The sequence below is a fragment of the Salinarimonas rosea DSM 21201 genome, assembly GCF_000429045.1.
GTDB lineage: Bacteria > Pseudomonadota > Alphaproteobacteria > Rhizobiales > Beijerinckiaceae > Salinarimonas > Salinarimonas rosea.
Genome location: NZ_AUBC01000004.1, coordinates 25,460 through 45,814, shown reverse-complemented (window position 1 = coordinate 45,814; position 20,355 = coordinate 25,460). Strand labels below are relative to the sequence as shown.

Below are 20,355 nucleotides of genomic sequence, written 5' to 3'. Positions count from 1 at the left end.
TCGTGGCGGAAGGGGTGGGATTCGAACCCACGGTGGGCTTGCACCCACGGCGGTTTTCAAGACCGCTGCCTTAAACCACTCGGCCACCCTTCCGGCCCGGCAGTCGTAGCGCGGCGCGCGTCGGCTGAAAAGCGCGTCCTTCCGGGGAGGCCCGGGGCGCGTTGCAGAATGGCGACACCCGTCGGAGAAACGCGGACCGTCGGCGACCCGGCGAGGGGAACGCGCACGGAACGTTTCGAGCGCGTGCGCGGAACGTCGCGTCGTGCGGCGCGAACCATGGCGAATGCTTGTCATCGCCGCCGCATTCTGGGCATAGTCCGCCGAAATCGTGGCGCCGCGACGGACGGGTTCGTGCCCCGAGTCGCGACGGCGAGGACCGCCGGTGCGAGCGGCGGAAGTGATGGGACGCTGGACATGGTGGCAGTGACGCGCGCGACGGGCCTTCTCATCCGGATCGCGACCGTTGGGACCCTCGCCGTGGCGCTCGCCGCCTGCGGCACGCGCGTCGCGATCGATTCCCGGCTCGGCGTCTCGGCGAGCGAGCGCGTCGCGGGGGAGGACGACGCCATCGCCAAGGGCGGGGGGAGGGCGCATGTCGGGCGGCCCTACACCATCGCCGGCCGCACCTACGTGCCGCGCCACGACGCCGACTATTCCGCCGAAGGGCTCGCCTCCTGGTACGGCGCGCGCTTCCACGGCCGCAAGACCGCCAACGGCGAGGTCTTCGACCGCTTCGCCCTGTCGGCGGCGCACACCACCATGCCGCTGCCGAGCTACGCGCGGGTCACCAACCTCGAGAACGATCGCTCGATCATCGTGCGCGTCAACGACCGCGGGCCGTTCCACGGCAACCGGATCATCGACGTCTCCCGTGCCGTCGCCGACACGCTCGCCTTCCGCGGCGCCGGCGTGGCGCGGGTCCGGGTGGACTATGTCGGGCCGGCCTCGACCCAAGGCAGCGACGACGAGATCCTGATGGCGACGCTGCGCACCGACGGCCGGCTCGCGGAAATGCCGATCGAGGGCGCGACCTCGATCCAGGTGGCGTCCGCCGGCGGCGCGCCGCAGGTCGACCGCATCCCGCTCGCGGCCGCCGACCGTCCGGTCGCGCCGACGCTCGCCTTCGCCTCCGCGCCGCCGACGATGGCGCTGCCGGTCCCGCCCGCGCGCCCGAACGTGCTCGCCTCGGCGCAGCCGACGGCCGTGAACGCCTCCCTGCCCGGCGCGACGCCCGCGGCCACGCTCGACCGCAGCGCGGAGGCGGCGCAGCTCGTCGGCATCTTCTTCGCCGCGCCGGACCAGCCGGCCCCCGGCTTCGTGCGGGCCGGGCCCTTCGCCGACGTCGCCGCGCAGGCGGGGACCAGCCTGCGGCGCTGACGGCACGGGCGGCGGAAAGCTCTCCCGTCGCGCATCCTCGTCTTGCAAGCCGGGCGCGTGCGGCGTAAGTGCGCGCACGAACGCCCCGGCTTTCGCCCCGACGAACGGAGAGACGCGCATGACCGCCATCGCCAACATCCTCGCCCGCCAGATCCTCGACAGCCGCGGCAACCCGACGGTCGAGGTCGACGTCTACCTGGAGGACGGGGCGATGGGGCGCGCGGCGGTGCCGTCCGGCGCCTCGACCGGCGCGCACGAGGCGGTGGAGCTGCGCGACGGCGATGCCGGCTACTACAAGGGCAAGGGCGTGCTCAAGGCGGTGGACGCCGTCAACGGCGAGATCCTCGACGCGGTCGTCGGCATGGACGCCGAGGACCAGGTCGCCGTCGACCAGGCGATGATCGACCTCGACGGCACGCCCAACAAGGCGCGGCTCGGCGCGAACGCCATCCTCGGCGTGTCGCTCGCCACCGCCAAGGCGGCGGCGATCTCCTGCGGGCTGCCGCTCTACCGCTATGTCGGCGGCACCCAGGCGCGCACGCTGCCGGTCCCGATGATGAACATCGTCAACGGCGGGGCGCACGCCGACAACCCGATCGACTTCCAGGAATTCATGGTCATGCCCGTGGGCGCGCCCTCGCTCGCCGAGGCCGTGCGCATGGGCTCGGAGATCTTCCACACGCTGAAGTCGGGGCTGAAGAAGGCCGGCCACAACACCAATGTCGGGGACGAGGGCGGCTTCGCCCCGAACCTGCCCTCCGCCGAGGCGGCGCTCGACTTCGTCATGAAGGCGATCGAGGAGGCGGGCTACACGCCCGGCGACGACGTGGTGCTGGCGCTCGACTGCGCGGCGACGGAGTTCTTCAAGGACGGCGCCTACGTCTACGAAGGGGAGGGCGGCAAGCGCCGCTCGCCGCAGGAGCAGGCGGACTATCTCGCCAAGCTCGTCGCCGCCTACCCGATCCGCTCGATCGAGGACGGCATGTCGGAGGACGACTGGGAGGGCTGGGCCGCCGTCACCGCGGCGATCGGCGATCGCTGCCAGCTCGTCGGCGACGACCTCTTCGTCACCAATGTCGAGCGCCTCTCCCGCGGCATCGCCGAGCGCGTCGGCAACTCGATCCTGGTCAAGGTCAACCAGATCGGCTCGCTGACCGAGACGCTGGCCGCCGTCGACATGGCCCACCGCGCCGCCTACACGGCTGTGATGTCCCACCGCTCCGGCGAGACCGAGGACGCGACCATCGCCGATCTCGCGGTCGCCACCAATTGCGGGCAGATCAAGACCGGCTCCCTCGCCCGCTCCGATCGCACGGCGAAGTACAACCAGCTCATCCGCATCGAGGAGGAGCTCGGCGCGAGCGCGATCTACGCCGGACGCGGGGCGCTCAAGGGCCGTCTCTGACCGGGCCTGCCGAACGGGGGGAAGGGCGGGCGCGCGTGCGCGTCGCCGCCTCTCCCCCTCGCGAGGGCTCCCATGCCCAGCCACATCGCGCCAGGTCGGGCGGAGATCTACGCGACCGACGACGAGCGCACGATGAGCGACGAGGAGGCGCAGGCCTTCGGCGAGCTGCCGCGGACGACGCCGGAGGCGCGGGCCGACGTCGTCGCGGCGCATCCGGCGGGGTAGGGGGCGCTCAGCCCTCCGGCCCGCCCGCGGGCCCGGTAGCGCCGCGCTCGCTCTCGCGGGTCTTGGCCGCCCCCCAGTGCCGCTCCATCTCGTCCAGGTCCGCCTCCGCCAGCGTGCGCCCTTGCGCCGCGAGCGCATCCTCGATCGCGGTGAAGCGCCGGGTGAACTTGGCGTTGGTGCCCCGCAGCGCCGCCTCGGGATCGACGTCGCAATGGCGGGCGAGGTTCGCCACCGAGAACAGCAGGTCCCCGATCTCGTCGGCCACCGCCGCCTTCTCGCCGGCGGCGATCGCCTCCTCCACCTCCGCGAGCTCCTCGCGGATCTTGGCGAGGACGTCGGGCGTCTCCGCCCAGTCGAAGCCGACCTCGGCGGCGCGGCGCGTGAGCTTGTCGGCGCGCGCCAGGGCCGGGGCCGCGGCCGGGACGTCGTCGAGATGGCGCGCCGGGCGCTCCCCGCGCGTCGCCGCCCGCTCGGCCTTCTCCGCCGCCTTGATCTCCCCCCACATCGCCTTGATCTCCCGGGGCGAGCGGGTGCGCGCCGCGCCGAAGACGTGCGGATGGCGGCGGACGAGCTTCGTCGTGATCGCCTCGACCACGTCGCCGAAGGCGAAGGCGCCCGCCTCCTGCGCCATGCGGGCGTGGAACACGACCTGCAGCAAGAGGTCGCCGAGCTCGTCGCGCAGGTCCGCGAGGTCGCCGCGCTCGACCGCGTCCGCCACCTCGTAGGCCTCCTCGATCGTGTAGGGCACGATCGTCTCGAACGTCTGCGCCACGTCCCAGGCGCAGCCCGTCTGCGGGTCGCGCAGGGCCTCCATGATGGCGAGGAGGCGCTCGATGTCCTTGGAGGGCGTCACGTTCGGCTCCGGTTCTCGGGCTCCGGCTCTCGGAGCTCCGGTCATGGTTCACCCGTCCTTAACGCGACCTGCGCAGTTTGACGAGACGTCGAGTCGAAGTCGAGTTGCGTGCGCATGACCTCCGGTTCCCCAAGTTCTTCCGCCACCCTGATCCCCTTTCCGCTGCGCCCCGCGCCGATCCCCGCGATCGAGCGCTCCCGCGAGCTCCAGAAGCGCCTGATGGACGCGGTCTTCGCGTCCGGCGCGCTCGAGGTCGCGGCGCAGGACGTTCCCACCAAGCGGCTCGCCGCGCGCCTGCAGATCCTCGGCTTCGTCGCGATCGAGGAAGTCGCCGAGGGCGGCGACCGGCGGCGCCTGCGCCCCTCGGAGGCGATCGAGGCGGAGCCGGGCCTGGCCTGGCGGGTCTCGCGGGCGGGCGCAGGCGCGCGCAGCGCCTGAGCCGGGCAGGGGACTTCATTCCATCCCCTCATGACACCGGCCCGCGACCGTTCGCCCTGACGAACGTCCGCTACGGACCGCCCGCCCCGCTCCTTGCACCCGCGCAAGCATCGCCGTGAAACACGGGCGCAGCAAAGCGTCGCACTCACGACCTCGTCATTTCCGGCGGCGTCTCCATCCGTCATCCTGGCGTCCGACCGACGACGGAGGGCGCGGATGACCCATGCTCGAACCTGGTTTCGACGGCTCGCCGGGCTCGCGCTCGCGGCCGCGATCCCGCTCGCGGGGCCGGCCGGCGCACAGGCCGACCCGCTGCGCAACTGCCCGCCGATGCTGGCGGGCCTCGACGGGCTGATTCATCGCGCGGCGCTCGCGCAGGACGAGGCGGCGCTCACCTTCGTGGGCCACGCCACATTCCTGATCGAGAGCGCCGCGGGCGTCACGGTGGCGACGGACTACAACGACTACGTCCGCCCCGGCGTCGTGCCCACCATCGCCACGATGAACCGGGCGCACCGCACCCACTACTCGCTCGCGCCCGATCCGGCCATCGGCCACGTCCTGCGCGGCTGGGACCCGCAGGGCGGGGCGGCCGATCACGACCTTGAGGTCGCGGACGTCCGGGTGCGCAACGTCACCACCAACATCCGCTCCGGCGGCGGCACGGCCTACGACGAGAACTCGATCTTCGTGGTCGAGACGGCGGGCCTGTGCATCGCCCATCTCGGGCACCTCCACCACGTGCTGGAGCCCGAGCATCTCGTCGCGCTGGGCCGGGTCGACGTGGCGCTCGCGCCGGTCGACGGCTCCTGGACGCTGGACACGGAGGGCATGATCGAGACGCTCCGGCGCATGGGGCCGCGGCTCGTCGTGCCGATGCACTTCTTCTCGCCGCTGCGGCTGGAGGAGTTCCTGGAGGCCGCGAGCGTGCACTTCGAGATCGCCCGGGCCGGGAGCGCGTCGGTGATCCTGTCGCGCGACGGGCTCCCGCAGCGGCCGACGGTGCTGGTGCTCGACGGGCCGGGGCGGTGAGCTGCGCAGCCGGTCCGGTTGGAGCGGCGCCGGCGGTGTGGAACGGGAGAGCGAGGAGGGCCCTCACCGACGGAGCCTCGAAGCGCATAAGATATATTATGGAACCAAAAGCCGTGTGTCCTCGATCGGCGAGGCGCAAGTCACGCCTCGATCGTCATCCCGTCGTAGGCCGGCTCGACGCCCTCCGGCAGGCGTGCGGCCAGGGCGCGGTAGTCGAGATCGGTGTGGAGGTTCGTCAGCACGGCGCGACGGGGCTTCACGCGGGCGATCAGGGCGAGCGCGTCGGACAGGCTGTAGTGGGACGGGTGCGGCGTCTCGCGCAGCGCGTCGATCACGAGCGTGTCGAGGCCCTGGAGCATCGCCTCGGCTTCCGGCGGCATGAAGCTGACGTCGGGGGCGTAGGCGAAGTCGCCGAAGCGGAAGCCGAGCGCGTCCTGCGACCCGTGAAGCAGGCGGAACGGACGCGCCTCGACTGCGCCGCCGTCGCCCTCGACGACGATCGGCTCCGCGTCGCGGATGCGCCGCTCCTCCAGGATCGGCGGATAGTCGCTGCCCTCGGGCGTCGCGAAGCAATAGCCGAAGCGCGACATGAGCGAGGCGGACGTCGCGTCGTCGCACCAGACGGGGATCCGCCGGCGCATGTGGATCACGAGCGGGCGCAGGTCGTCGATGCCGTGGGTGTGGTCGGCGTGATCGTGCGTGTAAAGCACGCCGTCCAGGTGCCTGATTTCGTTGTCGATCAGCTGGAGACGCAGGTCCGGCCCCGTGTCGACGAGGAGGCTCGTGACGCCGCCCGGCCCGTGCCGCGCGACGTGGAGCGCGCAGCGCCGGCGGCGGTTCCTCGACTCGTTCGGATCGCATTTGCCCCAGCCGGAGCCGGGGCGGGGCACGCCGCCGGAGGAGCCGCAGCCGAGGATCGTCGCGAGGAGGCCGCTCATGCGCCCTCCCCGGTCGGCGCGACGCCGTCGACGGCTGCCGCCTTGCGGAAGAGACGGTAGAAGTTCGCCGTCGTGACCTCGGCGAGCGCCTCGGGCGTCGTGCCGAGCGTCTGCGCGAGCGAGGCCGCCGTCATCGCGACGTAGGCCGGCTCGTTCGGCTTGCCGCGCCTGGGCTGGGGCGCGAGATAGGGCGCGTCGGTCTCGACGAGGATGCGCTCCCGCGGGATCGAGCGGGCGATGGCGCGCAGCTCGTCCGAGCGCTTGAAGGTGACGATGCCGGAGAAGGACACGTAGAGCCCGAGCTCGACGCCGATCCGTGCCAGCGCGGGGCCCGACGAGAAGCAGTGCAGCACGGCGTCGAAACGCCCGCGCCCCATCTCCTCGCTCAGGATCGCGATCATGTCCGCGTCCGCGTCGCGGGCGTGGATCACGAGCGGCAGGCCGCTCTCGCGTGCGGCGGCGATGTGGGCGCGGAAGACGCGCGCCTGCACCTCGCGAGGGCTCTTGTCGTAGAAGTAGTCGAGCCCCGCCTCCCCGATCGCGACGCAGCGCGGATGGCGCGCGAGGTCGACGAGAGTCTGCGGCGGGACGTCGGGCTCGGCCGCGGCATTGTGCGGATGCGTGCCGATCGAGCAGAAGATCCGCGCGTCCCGCTCCGCCAGCGCGCGGTAGGCCTCGGCCTTGGCCACGAAGGTCGAGATCGTCACCATGCGCCCGACGCCCGCCGCCTCGGCGCGCGCGAGCACGCCGTCGAGGTCGTCGCCGAGGCCCGGGAAGTCGAGGTGGCAATGGCTGTCGATCAGCATCGCGACGGCCGCCTCAGACCGCGTCCGTCTCGGGCGCGACGAAGCGCGGGAAGATCGGGGCGGGGGCGGGAAGCGCCGCCCCCGGCGCGAGCCGGCCGCCCTCCCCCACGTCCGCCAGCATCCGCCGATCCGCCGGCACGGCGAGCAGGTCGAGCAGCTTCGCCGCCGCCTCGGGAATCGCCGGCTGAGCCGCGATGCCGACGGCGCGCAGCACCTCGATCGTCACCCACAGCACCGTCTCCATCCGGGCGAAGTCGGTCTTGCGCAGCGCCCACGGCTCCTGGGAGGCGAAGTAGCGGTTGGCGTCGGCGACGACGGCCCAGACCTCGGCGAGCATCGTGTGGACGGCGACGCTCTCCATGGCCGCGCGCGCCTTCGCCGGCAGCGCGTCGGCCGCGGCCAGGATCTCGCGATCGGCGTCCCCGAGCGCGCCGGGCGTCGGCACCCTCCCCTCGCAGTTCTTGGCGATCATCGACAGCGAGCGCTGGGCGAGGTTGCCGAGATCGTTGGCGAGGTCGGCGTTGATGCGGTTGGCGATCCCCTCCGGCGAATAGCTGCCGTCCTGGCCGAACGGCACCTCGCGCAGGAAGAAGTAGCGAATCTGGTCGACGCCGTAGGCGTCGGCGAGGTTGAACGGGTCGACGACGTTACCGACCGACTTCGACATCTTCTCGCCCTTCACGAGCAGGAAGCCGTGGCCGAAGACTCGCTTCGGCAACGGGATCCCCGCCGACATCAGGAAGGCCGGCCAGTAGACCGTGTGGAAGCGCGTGATGTCCTTGCCGATGACGTGCATGTCCGCCGGCCAGTAGCGCGCCCGCGGCGCCTCGGGATCGGGGAAGCCCGTGCCGGAGAGGTAGTTCGTCAGCGCGTCGACCCACACGTACATGACGTGGGCGGGATCGTCCGGCACCGGGACGCCCCAGTCGAAGGTCGTGCGCGAGATCGAGAGGTCCTCGAGGCCGCGCTTGACGAAGGCGACGATCTCGTTGCGCCGCGCCGTGGGCGCGATGAAGTCCGGGTTCGCCTCGTAATGGGCGAGGAGCCTCTCCTGGTAGGCGGAGAGCCGGAAGAAGTAGCTCTTCTCCTCGATCCACTCGACCGGCGAGCCGGTGGGCGCGAGGCGCCTGCCGTCGGGGGTCGTGGTCAGCTCGCCCTCGTCGAAGTAGGCCTCGTCACGGACCGAGTACCAGCCGGAATACTCGCCGAGATAGATGTCGCCGTTCGCCTTCATGCGCCGCCACAGCTCCTGGACGGAGGCGTGGTGATCGGCGTCGGTCGTGCGGATGAAGCGGTCGAAGGAGCAGCCCAGCCGCTCGACCATCGCCGCGAAGCGCGCCGCCATCCGGTCGACATACGCGCGCGGGGTCGTCCCGGCCTTCGTCGCGGTCTGCTGGATCTTGAGCCCGTGCTCGTCGGTGCCCGTCATCGCGAAGACGTCGTAGCCGTCGATGCGCTTGAAGCGCGCGATCGCGTCGGTCGCCACGGCCTCGTAGGCATGGCCGATATGCGGCTCGCCGTTGGGATAGGAGATCGCCGTCGTGATGTAGAACGGCTTCTTGTCGGCCATCGTCGATCCCTCGCGCGGGCGGGCGCCGGATGCGCCGCGCCCCATCTATCTCGTCGCGCGGACCGCTTCGGCAAGATCCCCGAACAGCGTCAGGACCAGGGGGCGCCGGTCCAGATTGTAGGTGTCGGCGTCGGCGGCGGCGCGGGCGGACTTCTCACATACCTCGACCAGCGGCGCAAGGCGACGCGCCCCCTCCCCCGCCCGCGCCGAGATCACGCCCGCCGCCCAGCGCTCCACCGTCTCGAGCACGATCTCGAGGTCCTGCTCGGCGCCCCGGCGCGCCAGCCGGTCCGCCAGCGCGACGACCTTGCGCCAGTCGACCCCCGGCAGGGCCGCGAGCAGCCCCTCCACGGCCTGGAGCGTGCGTGCGCGCTCGGGATCGAGCAGCGCCACGGCGCGGCGCGCCGAGCCGTCGGCGGCGCCGATCGCGGTGGCGAGCGCGTCGTCGGGCGCGGTGCCGATCGGGTCGGGCAGCGAGCGGATCACGCGCGCGAGCGCATCGTCCGCCAGCGGGCGCAGCAGGAGCTTGCGGCAGCGCGAGCGGATCGTCGGCAGCACGCGCTGGGGCGCGTGCGAGACGATGAGGAAGAGGGAGCGCGGCGGCGGCTCCTCGACCATCTTGAGGAGCGCGTTGGCCGAGGCGGGGATCAGGTCCTCCGCGTCGTCGACGATGCACACGCGATAGCCGGCGTCCGCCGCCGTCGAGGCGAACAGCTGAAGCCCGCGGCGGACCTCGTCGACGGGGATCGTCGTCGAGGCCGCCTTCTTCTCCGTCGCCGGCACGCGGCGCAGGACGAAGAGGCCGGGATGAGAGAGCGCCGCCACCTGGCGCGCGGCGCGCGAGCCCTCGGGCACGTCGAGGCTCGAGGCCTGCTCGGGCGGGCGGCCGCCCCGCTCGAGCACGAACTTCGCCACGCGATAGGCGAGCGTCGCCTTGCCGATCCCCTCCGGCCCGCCGATCAGCCAGGCATGGTGCATCCGGCCGGACCCGTAGGCGTCGAGGAAGGCGCGCTCCGCCTCCGCATGGCCGAACAGCACGTCGCGCTCGCGCGGGTGGGGCGCGCCGGGGAGCTGGTCCGGCTCCGCCTGCGGGGTCTTCTCAGCCATGGGTCTCTTCCGCCATCGCGGCGTCGGGCTCCTCGACGCGGGCTACGCCCGCCGGCGCAGGGGACGCGAGGCGCGGCAGCACCGCCGCCGCGACCCTCGCGGCGACGGTGTCGACGTCGCCGGAGGCGTCGATCACGACGCAGCGCTCGGGCTCGCGGGCGGCGATGACGTGGAAGGCCTCGCGCAGCTTCTCGTGGAAGGCGCGATCCTCGCCCTCGAAGCGGTCTGCGGCATTCCCCCCGATCGCGCCGCCCTGCCCCGCGCGCCGTGCGGCGGCGCGCGCCAGCGCGGTGGCGACGGGCAGGTCGAGGATCAGCGTCAGGTCCGGCCGCGTCTCGCCGACGGCCCAGCGCTCGAGCGCGACGATCAGCGGCTCCGGAACGGCGCCCGCCGCGCCCTGGTAGGCGCGGGTCGAGTCGCTGAAGCGGTCGCACAGCACGATCGCGCCGCGGTCGAGCGCCGGCCGGATCGTCGCCGCGACGTGGTCCTGGCGGGCGCGGGCGAACAGCAGCGCCTCGGCGAAGGGCCCGAGCGCCTTCGCCTCCCCCGACAGGATCGCCCGGCGCAGGTCCTCCGCATGCGGCGAGCCGCCGGGCTCGCGGGTCGCGACGACCTCGTGCCCGTCCGCGCGCAGCCGCGCGGCGAGGCGGCCGACCTGGGTGGACTTGCCGGTCCCCTCCCCGCCCTCGAACGTGATGAAGCGTGCCCCCATGCCCCCTCACGAGGCTCCCGGGACGGGATCGGGATCGCCGAAGATGGCGCGGCGGATCGCGCCCGCGCCGAGCTCCCAGAGCCCGTCCATGGCCCGGCGCGACACCGGCCCCCGGGCGACGCTCTCCGCCGTCCGGAGCGGCGCCTCCAGCGCAAGCGTGTCGCCGCGGGTGACCCGCAGGACGCCGACGGGCGTGCCCGCCTCTACCGGGGGCATCAGCGGGCCGCGATAGACGATGCGCGCGGACAGGCGCTGGTCGTCGCCGCGCGGCACCAGGATCTCGATCGGCTCCGCCGCGGCGAGCGCCACGTAGGGCGTCTCGCCGCCGTAGACCTGCGCCTCGCCGACCGTCTCGCCCGCCTCGAACAGGCGGCGGCGGTCGAAGGCGCGAAAGCCCCAGTCGAGCAGCTTGCGCGCCTCCTCGGCGCGCGCGCGGGCGGTCTCGAGCCCGTTCACGACGACGACGAGCCGCTGCCCGTCGCGCACCGCCGAGCCGACGAGGCCGTAGCCGGACTCGGAGAGGAAGCCGGTCTTCACCCCGTCCGCGCCGATGTTCATGGTCAGCAGGTCGTTGCGGTTGCGCTGGGTGATGCCGTTCCAGGCGAAGCTCTCCTCGCCGAAGATCGCGTAGATTTCCGGCGATTCCTCCATCAGGTGGAGGGTCAGCTTCGCCAGCTCTCTGGCCGTCGTCACCTGCTCGGGGTGGTGATAGCCGGTGGCGTTGCGCCAGACGGACCGCTCGAGCCCGATCTCGCGGGCGTGCTGCGTCATCATCCGCGCGAACGCCTCCTCCGAGCCGGCGATCCCCTCCGCGGCGGCGATCGAGGCGTCGTTGCCGGACTGCACGATGATGCCGCGCAGGAGGTCGGGCAGCGCGATCGTGCTGCCCACCTCCGCGAACATGGTCGAGCCGCCCGACGGCGCGCCGCCGGTGCGCCAGGCGTTCTCGGAGACCGTGAACACGTCGTTCTCGGACAGGCGCCCCTGGCGCATCTCCTCGGCGATGGTCTCGACCGTCATGATCTTCGCCATCGAGGCGGGGACCATGAGCGCGTCGGCGTTCTCGGCGAAGAGCACGGTGCCGGTCGCCGCGTCGATCAGGAAGGCCTGCTCGGCGGCGGTCTCGAAGGCGGCGGCGGGACGCGGCCCGAGGGTGACGATCGCGAGCCCGAGGGCGGCGACGAGAGAGAGGGTCGCGCGCAGGGTGTCGCGCGCGCCACGAGACACGGTGGACAAGACGCTGCTCCGTTGCGAGGCCTCGGGCACCTTGCGCGAGGCGGGGGGAGAAATCAACGCCGAGCGGGGCGCGGCGTTCGGCGCCCCGCATCCTCCCCGGAGGGGAGGAGTCCGCGCGAAGCGCGGGCGGTGGGGCCGTTCGATCGTGTGGGCGGGCCGCGTCGCCGCCCTCCCCACCCTCCGGCGTTCGGCCTCCGTCCTCCCCTGCGGGAGGAGGCGGTCGGCGTGTTCGGACAGGATAGATCCCTGACGGATTTGACCGGTTGATTGGTTGACAGTTCTGTTCGATCTCCCTGACGAGCGCCATCGCCGCCCACCCGCCTCCGGCCCGTTCCGGCTACCGCGTCCCCGCCGGATCGACGCGCCGCGCGGGGTCGGTCCGCGCCAGGATCAGCCCCGCGACCGGGCCGAGGATCGCGACCGACAGCGCGGCGAGGGCGAGCGTCGCGCCCTCGCCGATATACGCGAAGCCCGCGCCGATCAGGGCCGGTCCGAGCGCCCCGCCGAGGAAGAAGAAGCAGGCGTGCAGCGCCGTCGCCGAGCCGCGCGCCTGGGCGGCGAGCTCGGTCACCGCCGTCTGGAAGGAGTTGTGCATCATGTAGAAGCCGAGCCCCATCGCCAGGAACGCCGCCGCCATCAGCCGCCAGTCGCCGACGAAGACGAGGGCGCAGACCGCGAGCGCCGCGACGATCCCGCCCGCGGCGATCATCCGCGGCATGCCCAAGAAGCGCAGGAGCGTGCGCACCAGCGCGGAATAGACGAGGCCGCCGATGGCAAAGCCCGCGATCGCGAGGCCCGCCTCCGCCGGCCCACCGGCTCCGCGCCGCTCGAGCAGCACCGCCGCGAAGGGGAAGAGGCCGAACAGCGCCGCCGCCTCCACGAAGACGAAGGCGAACAGGGCCCGCGCCCGGGGCATCGCCAGCAGCATCCGGTAGCGGGCGCGCGCGACGCCGACGTCGAAGCGTCCGGTCGGCTCGGCCGCGCGCCGCGCCGCGAGCAGGACGGCGACGAGCGCCGCGCCCGCGAGCACGGCGGCGAGCGCGAAGACGCCGCGCCAGCCGATCACCAGCGCGAGCACGCCCGAGAGGGAGGAGCCGGCGAGCTGGCCGAGGATGATCGCGACGAGGAAGCGGCTGATCGCCACCTGCCGCCCCTCCATCCCGACCCGGTCGCCGATCGCGGCGAGCGCGAGCGGAATCACGCCGCCCGCGGCCGCGCCGGCGATCACCCGCAGGACGAACAGCGTCGTCGCATCCGGGGCGAAGGCCGAGGCGACGAGGCTCGCGGCGAGCACCGCGACGCAGGCGCGCATCACCCGCAGCTTGCCCACCGCGTCCCCGACCGGGCCGAGGATCGGCTGGATCAGCGCGTAGGGGAGCGCGAAGGCGGTGGCGAGCAGCGCGATCGACTTCACCGACGCCGCGAGATCGGCCGCGATCGTCGGCACCAGCGGGTCGACGATGCGCGTCGAGAAGGTCGAGGCGAAGCCCGCGACCGCGAAGATCGCGATGGTGAGCGCGATCGCGCGCTGATCGTCGGGTCTGTGCGTCATCGCTCCGCCGGCCGCCGTGCAGGAAGGCGCATCCTATACGCCGGCGGAATGGGCGTGCAGTGAGCGCGCACGCATGGGGGGCTTGCGGAACACACCCGCAGGCCCGCGTCGCTCGCCGCACGCGGGCCCGCGTACGAAGCCGGGCTCCGTCGTGCCGAAGCGCGCGCCCGCGTCAGAACCGCATCGCCGAGGCGTTGATCAGGCCGGCCGAAACGCTCGCCGCGCCGAGGAACAGCGCGGGCGCGATCTCGCCCCTGGCGATGCGCGCGGAGAGGTCCGAGACGACGAGGCGGACGAGGAAATAGACCACGATCTGCACGACGAGCGCGACGCCGCCCCAGACCACGAGGTCGAGCACGGTCACCGCGAACACCATCGCCGACGAGAGCGGGATCGCGAAGCCCACCAGGCTCAGGCCCAGCGCCAAGGCCGCGGAGGGGATGTTGCGGCGGATCAGGGCGAACTCGTTGTGCGCCGTCGCGAATGTGTAGATCGCAAGATAGAGGGCGACGAGCGCCGTCGCGAGGACGAAATCGAGAAGGAAACCCGGCAAGACGGTCAGAATCGACGGCATCGCGTTATACCCACCCTCACGCCCGATTCGGGCGGCCCCAGCATAGAAGTCCCGGCGCCATCGTGCACGGCCCTCGGCGGGCCGTCGGAGAAAGGACCCGACCCGTGCGTCATCGCCGCATCGCGCCCCTCATCGTCGCGACCGCCCTCTTCATGGAGACGACGGACTCGACGGTGATCGCGACGGCCCTGCCCGCCATCGCCGCCGATCTCGGCGAGGACCCGATCGCGCTCAAGCTCGCGATCACCTCCTACCTGATCGCGCTCGCGGTCTTCATCCCGGTGAGCGGCTGGATGGCGGACCGGTTCGGCGCACGCACGATCTTCCGCGCGGCGCTCGGCGTGTTCGTGACGGGCTCGATCGCCTGCGCCTTCGCGGATTCGCTCGGCGGCTTCGTCGCGGCGCGCTTCTTCCAGGGCATGGGCGGGGCGATGATGGTGCCGGTCGGGCGGCTCGTGATCCTGCGCGGCATCCCCAAGAACGAGCTCGTCGGGGCGCTGGCCTTCCTCACCGTCCCCGCCCTGGTGGGCCCGGTGCTCGGCCCGCCGATCGGCGGCTTCATCACCACCGCCTTCTCCTGGCGCTGGATCTTCATCATCAACGTGCCGATCGGGCTCCTCGGCATGGTGCTCGCGTCGATCTTCATCGAGAACGTCCGCGAGGAGGACACCCCGCCGCTCGACTGGCGCGGCTACCTGATGCTCGGCACCGGGCTCGCGCTGGCGATGCTCGGCCTCGCCACCGCCGGGCGCCATCTCCTGCCGCTGTGGGCGTCCGCCGCGAGCTTCGGCCTCGGCATGGCGCTGCTCGCGGCCTACGTGCGTCACGCGCGGCGCGTCCCGCATCCGGTGATGGGCTTCGGGCTCCTGGCCCTGCCGACCTTCCGCGCCGGCGTCGTCGGCGGCGCGTTGTTCCGCCTCGGGGTCGGCGCGATCCCGTTCCTGCTGCCGCTGATGCTCCAGCTCGGCTTCGGGCTCGATCCGCTGAGCTCCGGGCTGATCACCTTCGCCGCCGCGGCCGGCGCGCTGTTCATGAAGACGCTCGCCGCACGGATCATCCGCGCCTTCGGCTTCCGCTCGATCCTCGTCTGGAACAGCCTCGTGTGCGCCGTCTTCATCGCGGTGATGGGGATCTTCCGGCCGGAGATGCCCTACGCCGTCATGCTCGCGCTGCTCCTCCTGGGCGGCTGCTTCCGCTCGCTGCAGTTCACCGCGCTCAACGCCGTGTCCTTCGCCGATGTGGTGCGCCGGGACATGAGCCAGGCGACCACGCTGTCGAGCGTCGTCCAGCAGGTGGCGCTGGCCGTGGGCGTGACGATCGCCGCCTTCGCGCTCGAGGCCTTCAGCGCGCTCGCCGGCAACGCGCGGCTCGTCACGGCGGACTTCACGCCCGCCTTCCTGTTCATGGCGGCACTGTCGGGTCTCGCGTTCTTCGTCTTCGCCCGGCTCGACCCGGACGCCGGCGCCGAGATGTCCGGCCACAGGCGGAGCCTCGGCCCCGCACCGACGCAGCAGCCGAAGGCGCCGTCGCCCCGGGGCCGGTCGACGACGGCGCACTGACCGCACGACTCGGGGCTGCGCCCGAGGCCCCGGCCGAAAGGCGTCCTGGAGATGGACTTTCGACGCCGGCGATCCCCGTCCTTCCCCTACACGCAAGGAGATGGCCTGCGTCGGCGCTCGGTGCGGTGCCGGGTGTCGAACGAGGTTGCAGGAGACGTGTCACATACCCCGCGCCGGCGCTGCCCGCTGCGCTATCCCGCAGAGCGGTCGACCTGGATGCGGTAGACGCATGCCGGCCCGCCCGGCTCCGCGCCGAGGATGCCCGCGAGCCGGCCCGCGGCGGCCGTCGCCGCATCGTGGTCCCGCGCCTCTCCGACGAGAGCGCCGGCGGGCGTCGCCACGCGCTCGGCGCGCAGCGCGTGCTCGGCCGTGCGGCGCGCCGTGAGGGCGTCGTCGCGCAGGAGGAGCGTCGCCGAGACGAGGAGGCCCTCCGACACGAGCCGCGCCGCCTCTCCGGCGAGCGATGCGCGGACCTCCTCGGCGAGCGATACGGTCTCCGGCAGGCGCAGCGCCACGAGCCGATCGCCCTCCCCCGCGCCCTCGCCGCGACCGAGCGACTCCGACACCCGGCACAGGATGCGCGCGGTGTCGCGCATCAGCGGCATGACCCGGCGCGTCCACGGCGTCGGCGCGTCGAGCCGCGCCGGATACGCGCCCTGCCCGATCGCGTACGCATCCGCCACGTCGTAGAGCGTCAGGTAGCGCGCGCTCCCATCGACGGCGACGCCGCGCCGGGCGCGCAGGAAGCCGGGGATGGCGAGACGCTCGGCGAGGTGCTCCTCGTCGTGCCAGCGCTCGAACTCCGCCGCGGCGCCGGGCGCGACGCCGTTCCAGATGACGATGCCGGCGGAGCCGCGCCAGCTCCGGCCGCGCAAGCTCATGCGGCGCGATCCCGCGCGAGCGCGGCGAGGCCGTCCGGCGTGGCGACGACCGGGCGCCACCCGAGCGCTTTCAATGCGCGGGTCTCGACGACGAGATCCCCCGTCAGCCGCTCGGCGGCTTCCCCGCGGCCCGTGGCACGCAGCAGGCCCGCGACGAGCGCCTGCGGCACCGGCACGAGCATGGGCTTCATCCCACGCCCACGGCGCATGACGCCGATCATCTCCGGGAGGGTCCAGGCGCCGTCGTCGGCCACGAGGTAGGGCCGGCACAGCCGGCCGTCGGCCGCGATGACGATGCGCACGGCCTCCGCCAGGTTCTCGAGCGCGAGCAGTGAACGGCGGCCGCGCAGCCCGCCGAGCGGCAGCGGCCACGGCGTGGTGGCGAGCCGCACGAGGGAGGCCATATTGCCCTTCACGCCGGGGCCGTAGACCAGCACCGGGCGCAGCGCCGCCCAGTCGAGGCCGAGCCCCGTGAGCCCATCCTCGGCCGCGAGCTTCGAGCGCCCGTAGGCGTCCGTCGGCGCCGGCGCGCGACCCTCGTCGACGACGCCGTCCGCGCACGGGCCGGTCTGGGCGCGCACTGAGGAGAGGAACACGAAGCGCCGCACGCCGGAGCGCTCGGCGGCGCGGGCGAGCGCGATCGTCGCCTCCGTGTTGACCGTGCGGTAATCGTCCTCCGGACGTCCCGACATGGCATGGGCGATCCCGGCCGAGTGGACGATCGCGTCGACACCGTCCAGCGCACGCGACATGTTCATCGGGCGCGCTAGATCGCCGATGACGGCGGAATCGGCATCGGGCGCGCCCTCGGTCGGGCGGCGCAGCAGCAGGCGCACGCGATACCCGTGCGCCCGCAGGTCCGAAAGGAGATGACGACCGACGAAGCCGGTTGCGCCGGTCAATGCGACGAGGGGCGCGCTCACCGGGTGGCCTCGAGGCGCGCACGCGACCGGCCGAAGCGCAGCAGCAAGCCGGCGACCACCGCGCCGCCGAGGACGAGTGCCGCGAGGTCGGCGGCGAGGCCCTCGACCAGGATCGACCCCACCGCGAGGACCGCCAGCACGACATTGGCGACGAAGATCGTCCCTGATATCTCGAGCGCGCCGAAGCCGAGATCGCCGGCACGCTGATAGTAGTGCGAGCGATGCGCCTGCCAGACCGGCTCTCGGCGCGCGGCGCGCCGCAGCAAGGTGAGCGTCGCGTCGCTGCAGGAATAGAGCGGCAGGAGGATCGCGGCAACCACATGGCCCTGCGCCGCGAGGCCGAACAGCAGCCAGGCCACCACGAGGCCGATCGGCAGCGAGCCGACGTCCCCCAGGAACAGGCGCGCGACCGGCCGGTTGAACGGCGCGAAGCCGAGGAGCGCACCGAGCAGCGCGGCGGCGACCAGGCCCTGCGGCCCGACGATGATGCCCGCCTGGCCGAGCGCGGCGATCGTCGCCGTGGTCGGGACCATCGCGGCAACCGTGAGCCAGTCCAGCCCATCCATGAAGTTCGTGAGGTTCACGAACCACAGCCCTGCGAGGGTCGCGACCGCCACCTCGAGCCAGAGCGGAACGTCGAGACCCAGCACCCGCCCCGTCGCACTGGCTGCGAGGACGACCGCCGCGACCGAGACGGCCTGCAGCACGAGGCGTGGAAGCACGGGGAGCGGCCGGATGTCGTCGACTGCCCCGATCACCGCGAGGAGCAGCGTCGCGCCGGCGAGAACGAGCACCTCCGTGCCCGCGCCGGGTGTGAGGCCGACCACCAGGACGGCGGCCGCACCCACGAGGAGCGTCGCGCCGACGACGGCGATCCCGCCCCCCTGCGGCGTCGGCACCCTGTGGCTCGAGCGCGCGTTCGGTCGCGCCAGCGCATAGCGGCGCATTACGGGGAAGAGCGCCAGGACGAGCGCTGCCGAGAGCGCTGCGGCGAGAGCGAGGACGAAGAGGACGATCATGCCGCGTGTGCAACCTTCCGGGCGCCTGGGCGCGGGCGGGTTCTACCCGCTCTGCCGCCGCACCGCAATGCGGGCCGGCGCGGGCGATCGGGCCCGGCCTCAGGCCGCGTGATGAGCCTTGAACCAGGCGTAATAGGACGCGAGCCCCTCGCGCAGGCCCACGCGCGCCTCCCAGCCGAGCGCGTGGAGGCGCCCCACATCGAGGATCTTTCGCGGCGTCCCGTCCGGCTTGGAGGTGTCGAAGACGAGCTCACCCGTGAAGCCCACGGTTTCCGAGACGAGGCGGGCGAGTTCCGCGATGGTCAGGTCCCGGCCGACGCCGACATTGATCGGGTCGTCGCCGCTGTAGTGGCGCAGCAGGTGCAGGCACGCGTCGGCGAGGTCGTCGACGTGCAGGAATTCGCGCCGCGGCGTGCCCGTCCCCCAGACGACCATCTCCGAGGCGCCCGACGCGCGCGCCTCGTGCGCCTTGCGCAGCAGGGCCGGCAGGACATGGGAGGTCTCGAGGTCGAAATTGTCGTTGGGGCCGTAGAGGTTCGTCGGCTGGCAGGCGATGAAGTCGCAGCCGTGCTGGCGACGATAGGCCTGGCAGAGCTTCAGCCCCGCGATCTTGGCGATGGCGTACCACTCGTTGGTCGGCTCGAGCGGCCCGGTCAGCAGGCTGTCCTCCGAAATCGGCTGGGGCGCGAGCTTCGGATAGATGCACGAGGAACCCAGGAACAGCAGCTTCTCGACGCCCGCGACCCGCGCCGCCTCGATGACGTTCGCCGCGATCATCAGATTGTCGTAGAGGAAGTCCCCCGGCCGGGTGGCGTTGGCCTGGATGCCTCCGACCTTCGCGGCCGCCAGGAGCACGACTTGCGGCTTCGTCGCCTCCACGAATGCGCGCACCTGGTCCTGCTCGCGCAGGTCCACGCTCCGGCGGTCGGCGACGATCACCCGAAGGCCCTCGGCCTCGCAGCGGCGCACGAGCGCCGAACCGACCATGCCGGCATGACCGGCGACGAAGACCGACTTGCCCTCGAGCTCGAACACGGGCTCTCTCCTGTCTGGATGTCGTACGAGACGGCTCAGGCGGTGCGGCCGCGCTCGCGCCCGACGAGCGCGAGATCGGCGTCCATCATCTCCGCGACGAGCTGCGCGAACGTGGTCTCATGCGACCAGCCGAGCTTCTCGCGGGCCTTGGTCGGATCGCCGAGCAGCAACTCGACCTCGGTGGGGCGGAAGTAGCGCTCGTCGACGAAGACCCGCGCGACCCCGGTCCGCTCCTCCACGCCGACCTCCTCCAGACCCGAGCCGCGCCAGACGATCGGGCGCCCGATATGGGCAAAGGAGCGCTCGATGAACTCGCGGACCGAGTGCTTCTCGCCCGTGGCGAGGACGTAGTCGTCTGGCGTATCCTGCTGGAGCATGCGCCACATGCCTTCGACGTACTCGCGCGCGTGACCCCAGTCGCGCTCGGCGTCGAGGTTGCCGACGTAGAGGGCGTCCTGGACGCCGTGCTCGATCGCGGCAACGGCGCGCGTGATCTTGCGCGTGACGAAGGTCTCGCCGCGCAGCGGGCTCTCGTGGTTGAACAGGATGCCGTTGGAGGCGTGCATCCCATACGCCTCGCGATAGTTCACCGTGATCCAGTAGGCGTACAGCTTCGCCGCAGCGTAGGGGCTGCGCGGGTAGAACGGCGTCGTCTCGCGCTGCGGGATCTCCTGGACCTTGCCGTAGAGCTCTGACGTCGAGGCCTGGTAGAAGCGCGCCGAGTTCTCGAGGCCGAGCAGCCGCATGCCCTCGAGCAGGCGCAGCGTGCCGATCGCGTCCGCGTTGGCGGTGTACTCGGGAGTCTCGAAGCTGACTTGAACGTGGCTCTGGGCAGCGAGGTTGTAGATCTCGGTGGGCCGCACCTCCGCCAGGATGCGGATCAGGTTCGTCGAGTCGGTCATGTCCCCATAGTGGAGGACAAACCGCAGGTCTTTCTCGTGCGGGTCCTGGTAGAGGTGATCCACGCGCCCGGTGTTGAACGAGGAGGATCGACGCTTGACCCCGTGGACCTCGTAGCCTTTCTGGAGCAGCAGATCGGACAGGTAGGCGCCGTCCTGGCCGGTGACGCCGGTAATCAATGCGACGCGTCGCGTCATCGTTCTCTCCTTCGCA

The 20,355-nt window shown here is 72.5% G+C and carries 20 protein-coding genes and 1 tRNA gene; 6 read left to right on the top strand and 15 right to left on the bottom strand.

Annotated elements, in window-relative coordinates:
- Nucleotides 1-3: 3 nt before the first annotated feature.
- Nucleotides 4-93: transfer RNA gene (locus G407_RS0102510), tRNA-Ser, on the bottom strand.
- Between the two features lie 321 nt (nt 94-414).
- On the opposite strand from G407_RS0102510, the gene G407_RS25310 reads away from it, so the two are divergent.
- The 3 genes from G407_RS25310 (at nt 415) to G407_RS31505 (ending at nt 3,007) form a co-directional block, all read left to right on the top strand.
- Entirely contained in the window at nt 415-1,377 is a 963-nt protein-coding gene (locus G407_RS25310; protein WP_052340867.1) for a septal ring lytic transglycosylase RlpA family protein, read from the top strand.
- Nucleotides 1,378-1,495: 118 nt separating this feature from the next.
- The gene (gene eno / locus G407_RS0102500) at nt 1,496-2,782 is read left to right on the top strand and encodes a phosphopyruvate hydratase (RefSeq protein WP_029029538.1); all 1,287 of its coding nucleotides are present in this window, start codon (nt 1,496-1,498) and stop codon (nt 2,780-2,782) included.
- Nucleotides 2,783-2,854: 72 nt separating this feature from the next.
- Entirely contained in the window at nt 2,855-3,007 is a 153-nt protein-coding gene (locus G407_RS31505) for a hypothetical protein (protein ID WP_156917448.1), read from the top strand.
- Nucleotides 3,008-3,014: 7 nt separating this feature from the next.
- Here G407_RS31505 and mazG read toward each other — a convergent pair whose 3' ends face one another.
- Nucleotides 3,015-3,860, bottom strand: coding sequence for a nucleoside triphosphate pyrophosphohydrolase (gene mazG, locus G407_RS0102490; RefSeq protein ID WP_029029537.1), 846 nt, complete (start codon nt 3,858-3,860; stop codon nt 3,015-3,017).
- Between the two features lie 114 nt (nt 3,861-3,974).
- On the opposite strand from mazG, the gene G407_RS30130 reads away from it, so the two are divergent.
- Complete coding sequence (locus G407_RS30130) at nt 3,975-4,298, top strand: hypothetical protein (RefSeq protein ID WP_052340866.1); 324 nt, start codon at nt 3,975-3,977, stop codon at nt 4,296-4,298.
- 216 nt (nt 4,299-4,514) lie between these two features.
- Nucleotides 4,515-5,330: an MBL fold metallo-hydrolase gene (locus tag G407_RS0102480; protein ID WP_029029536.1), complete on the top strand. Its 816-nt coding sequence runs from the start codon at nt 4,515-4,517 to the stop codon at nt 5,328-5,330.
- Nucleotides 5,331-5,470: 140 nt separating this feature from the next.
- On the opposite strand, the gene G407_RS0102475 is transcribed toward G407_RS0102480, so the two are convergent.
- From G407_RS0102475 to G407_RS0102440, 8 genes are all read right to left on the bottom strand, one after another.
- Nucleotides 5,471-6,268 (bottom strand): MBL fold metallo-hydrolase, encoded by a 798-nt coding sequence (locus tag G407_RS0102475; protein WP_029029535.1) that lies wholly within the window; start codon nt 6,266-6,268, stop codon nt 5,471-5,473.
- Nucleotides 6,265-7,074 (bottom strand): TatD family hydrolase, encoded by an 810-nt coding sequence (locus G407_RS0102470; protein WP_029029534.1) that lies wholly within the window; start codon nt 7,072-7,074, stop codon nt 6,265-6,267. The genes G407_RS0102475 and G407_RS0102470 overlap by 4 nt, the downstream gene beginning before the upstream one ends.
- Before the next feature lie 13 nt (nt 7,075-7,087).
- The gene (metG, locus tag G407_RS0102465; protein WP_029029533.1) at nt 7,088-8,644 is read right to left on the bottom strand and encodes a methionine--tRNA ligase; all 1,557 of its coding nucleotides are present in this window, start codon (nt 8,642-8,644) and stop codon (nt 7,088-7,090) included.
- Nucleotides 8,645-8,689: 45 nt separating this feature from the next.
- Nucleotides 8,690-9,751: a DNA polymerase III subunit delta' gene (locus G407_RS0102460; RefSeq protein WP_029029532.1), complete on the bottom strand. Its 1,062-nt coding sequence runs from the start codon at nt 9,749-9,751 to the stop codon at nt 8,690-8,692.
- A complete protein-coding gene (gene tmk / locus G407_RS25300; RefSeq protein ID WP_043538776.1) occupies nt 9,744-10,463 on the bottom strand; it encodes a dTMP kinase in 720 nt (239 codons plus the stop codon). The genes G407_RS0102460 and tmk overlap by 8 nt, the downstream gene beginning before the upstream one ends.
- 6 nt (nt 10,464-10,469) lie before the next feature.
- Nucleotides 10,470-11,690, bottom strand: coding sequence for a D-alanyl-D-alanine carboxypeptidase family protein (locus G407_RS25295; protein ID WP_052340911.1), 1,221 nt, complete (start codon nt 11,688-11,690; stop codon nt 10,470-10,472).
- Between the two features lie 346 nt (nt 11,691-12,036).
- Nucleotides 12,037-13,251 (bottom strand): MFS transporter, encoded by a 1,215-nt coding sequence (locus tag G407_RS0102445; protein ID WP_052340865.1) that lies wholly within the window; start codon nt 13,249-13,251, stop codon nt 12,037-12,039.
- Between the two features lie 172 nt (nt 13,252-13,423).
- Nucleotides 13,424-13,825: a DUF350 domain-containing protein gene (locus tag G407_RS0102440; protein WP_029029530.1), complete on the bottom strand. Its 402-nt coding sequence runs from the start codon at nt 13,823-13,825 to the stop codon at nt 13,424-13,426.
- Nucleotides 13,826-13,929: 104 nt separating this feature from the next.
- Here G407_RS0102440 and G407_RS0102435 point away from each other — a divergent pair, with 104 nt between their 5' ends.
- On the top strand, nt 13,930-15,384 hold the full coding sequence (locus G407_RS0102435; protein WP_029029529.1) for an MFS transporter: 1,455 nt from the start codon (nt 13,930-13,932) through the stop codon (nt 15,382-15,384).
- 191 nt (nt 15,385-15,575) lie between these two features.
- On the opposite strand, the gene G407_RS30125 is transcribed toward G407_RS0102435, so the two are convergent.
- The 5 genes from G407_RS30125 to gmd form a co-directional block, all read right to left on the bottom strand.
- Nucleotides 15,576-16,265 carry a hypothetical protein gene (locus G407_RS30125; protein ID WP_052340864.1) on the bottom strand — a complete coding sequence of 230 codons (690 nt, stop codon included), beginning with the start codon at nt 16,263-16,265 and terminating at the stop codon, nt 15,576-15,578.
- Nucleotides 16,262-17,188, bottom strand: a complete 927-nt coding sequence (locus tag G407_RS0102425) for an NAD-dependent epimerase/dehydratase family protein (protein ID WP_029029528.1) — start codon at nt 17,186-17,188, stop codon at nt 16,262-16,264. The genes G407_RS30125 and G407_RS0102425 overlap by 4 nt, the downstream gene beginning before the upstream one ends.
- Nucleotides 17,185-18,207: an MraY family glycosyltransferase gene (locus G407_RS0102420; RefSeq protein ID WP_029029527.1), complete on the bottom strand. Its 1,023-nt coding sequence runs from the start codon at nt 18,205-18,207 to the stop codon at nt 17,185-17,187. The genes G407_RS0102425 and G407_RS0102420 overlap by 4 nt, the downstream gene beginning before the upstream one ends.
- A gap of 99 nt (nt 18,208-18,306) precedes the next feature.
- Nucleotides 18,307-19,242, bottom strand: coding sequence for a GDP-L-fucose synthase family protein (locus tag G407_RS0102415; protein ID WP_029029526.1), 936 nt, complete (start codon nt 19,240-19,242; stop codon nt 18,307-18,309).
- A gap of 35 nt (nt 19,243-19,277) precedes the next feature.
- On the bottom strand, nt 19,278-20,339 hold the full coding sequence (gene gmd, locus G407_RS0102410) for a GDP-mannose 4,6-dehydratase (RefSeq protein ID WP_029029525.1): 1,062 nt from the start codon (nt 20,337-20,339) through the stop codon (nt 19,278-19,280).
- Nucleotides 20,340-20,355: the final 16 nt, after the last annotated feature.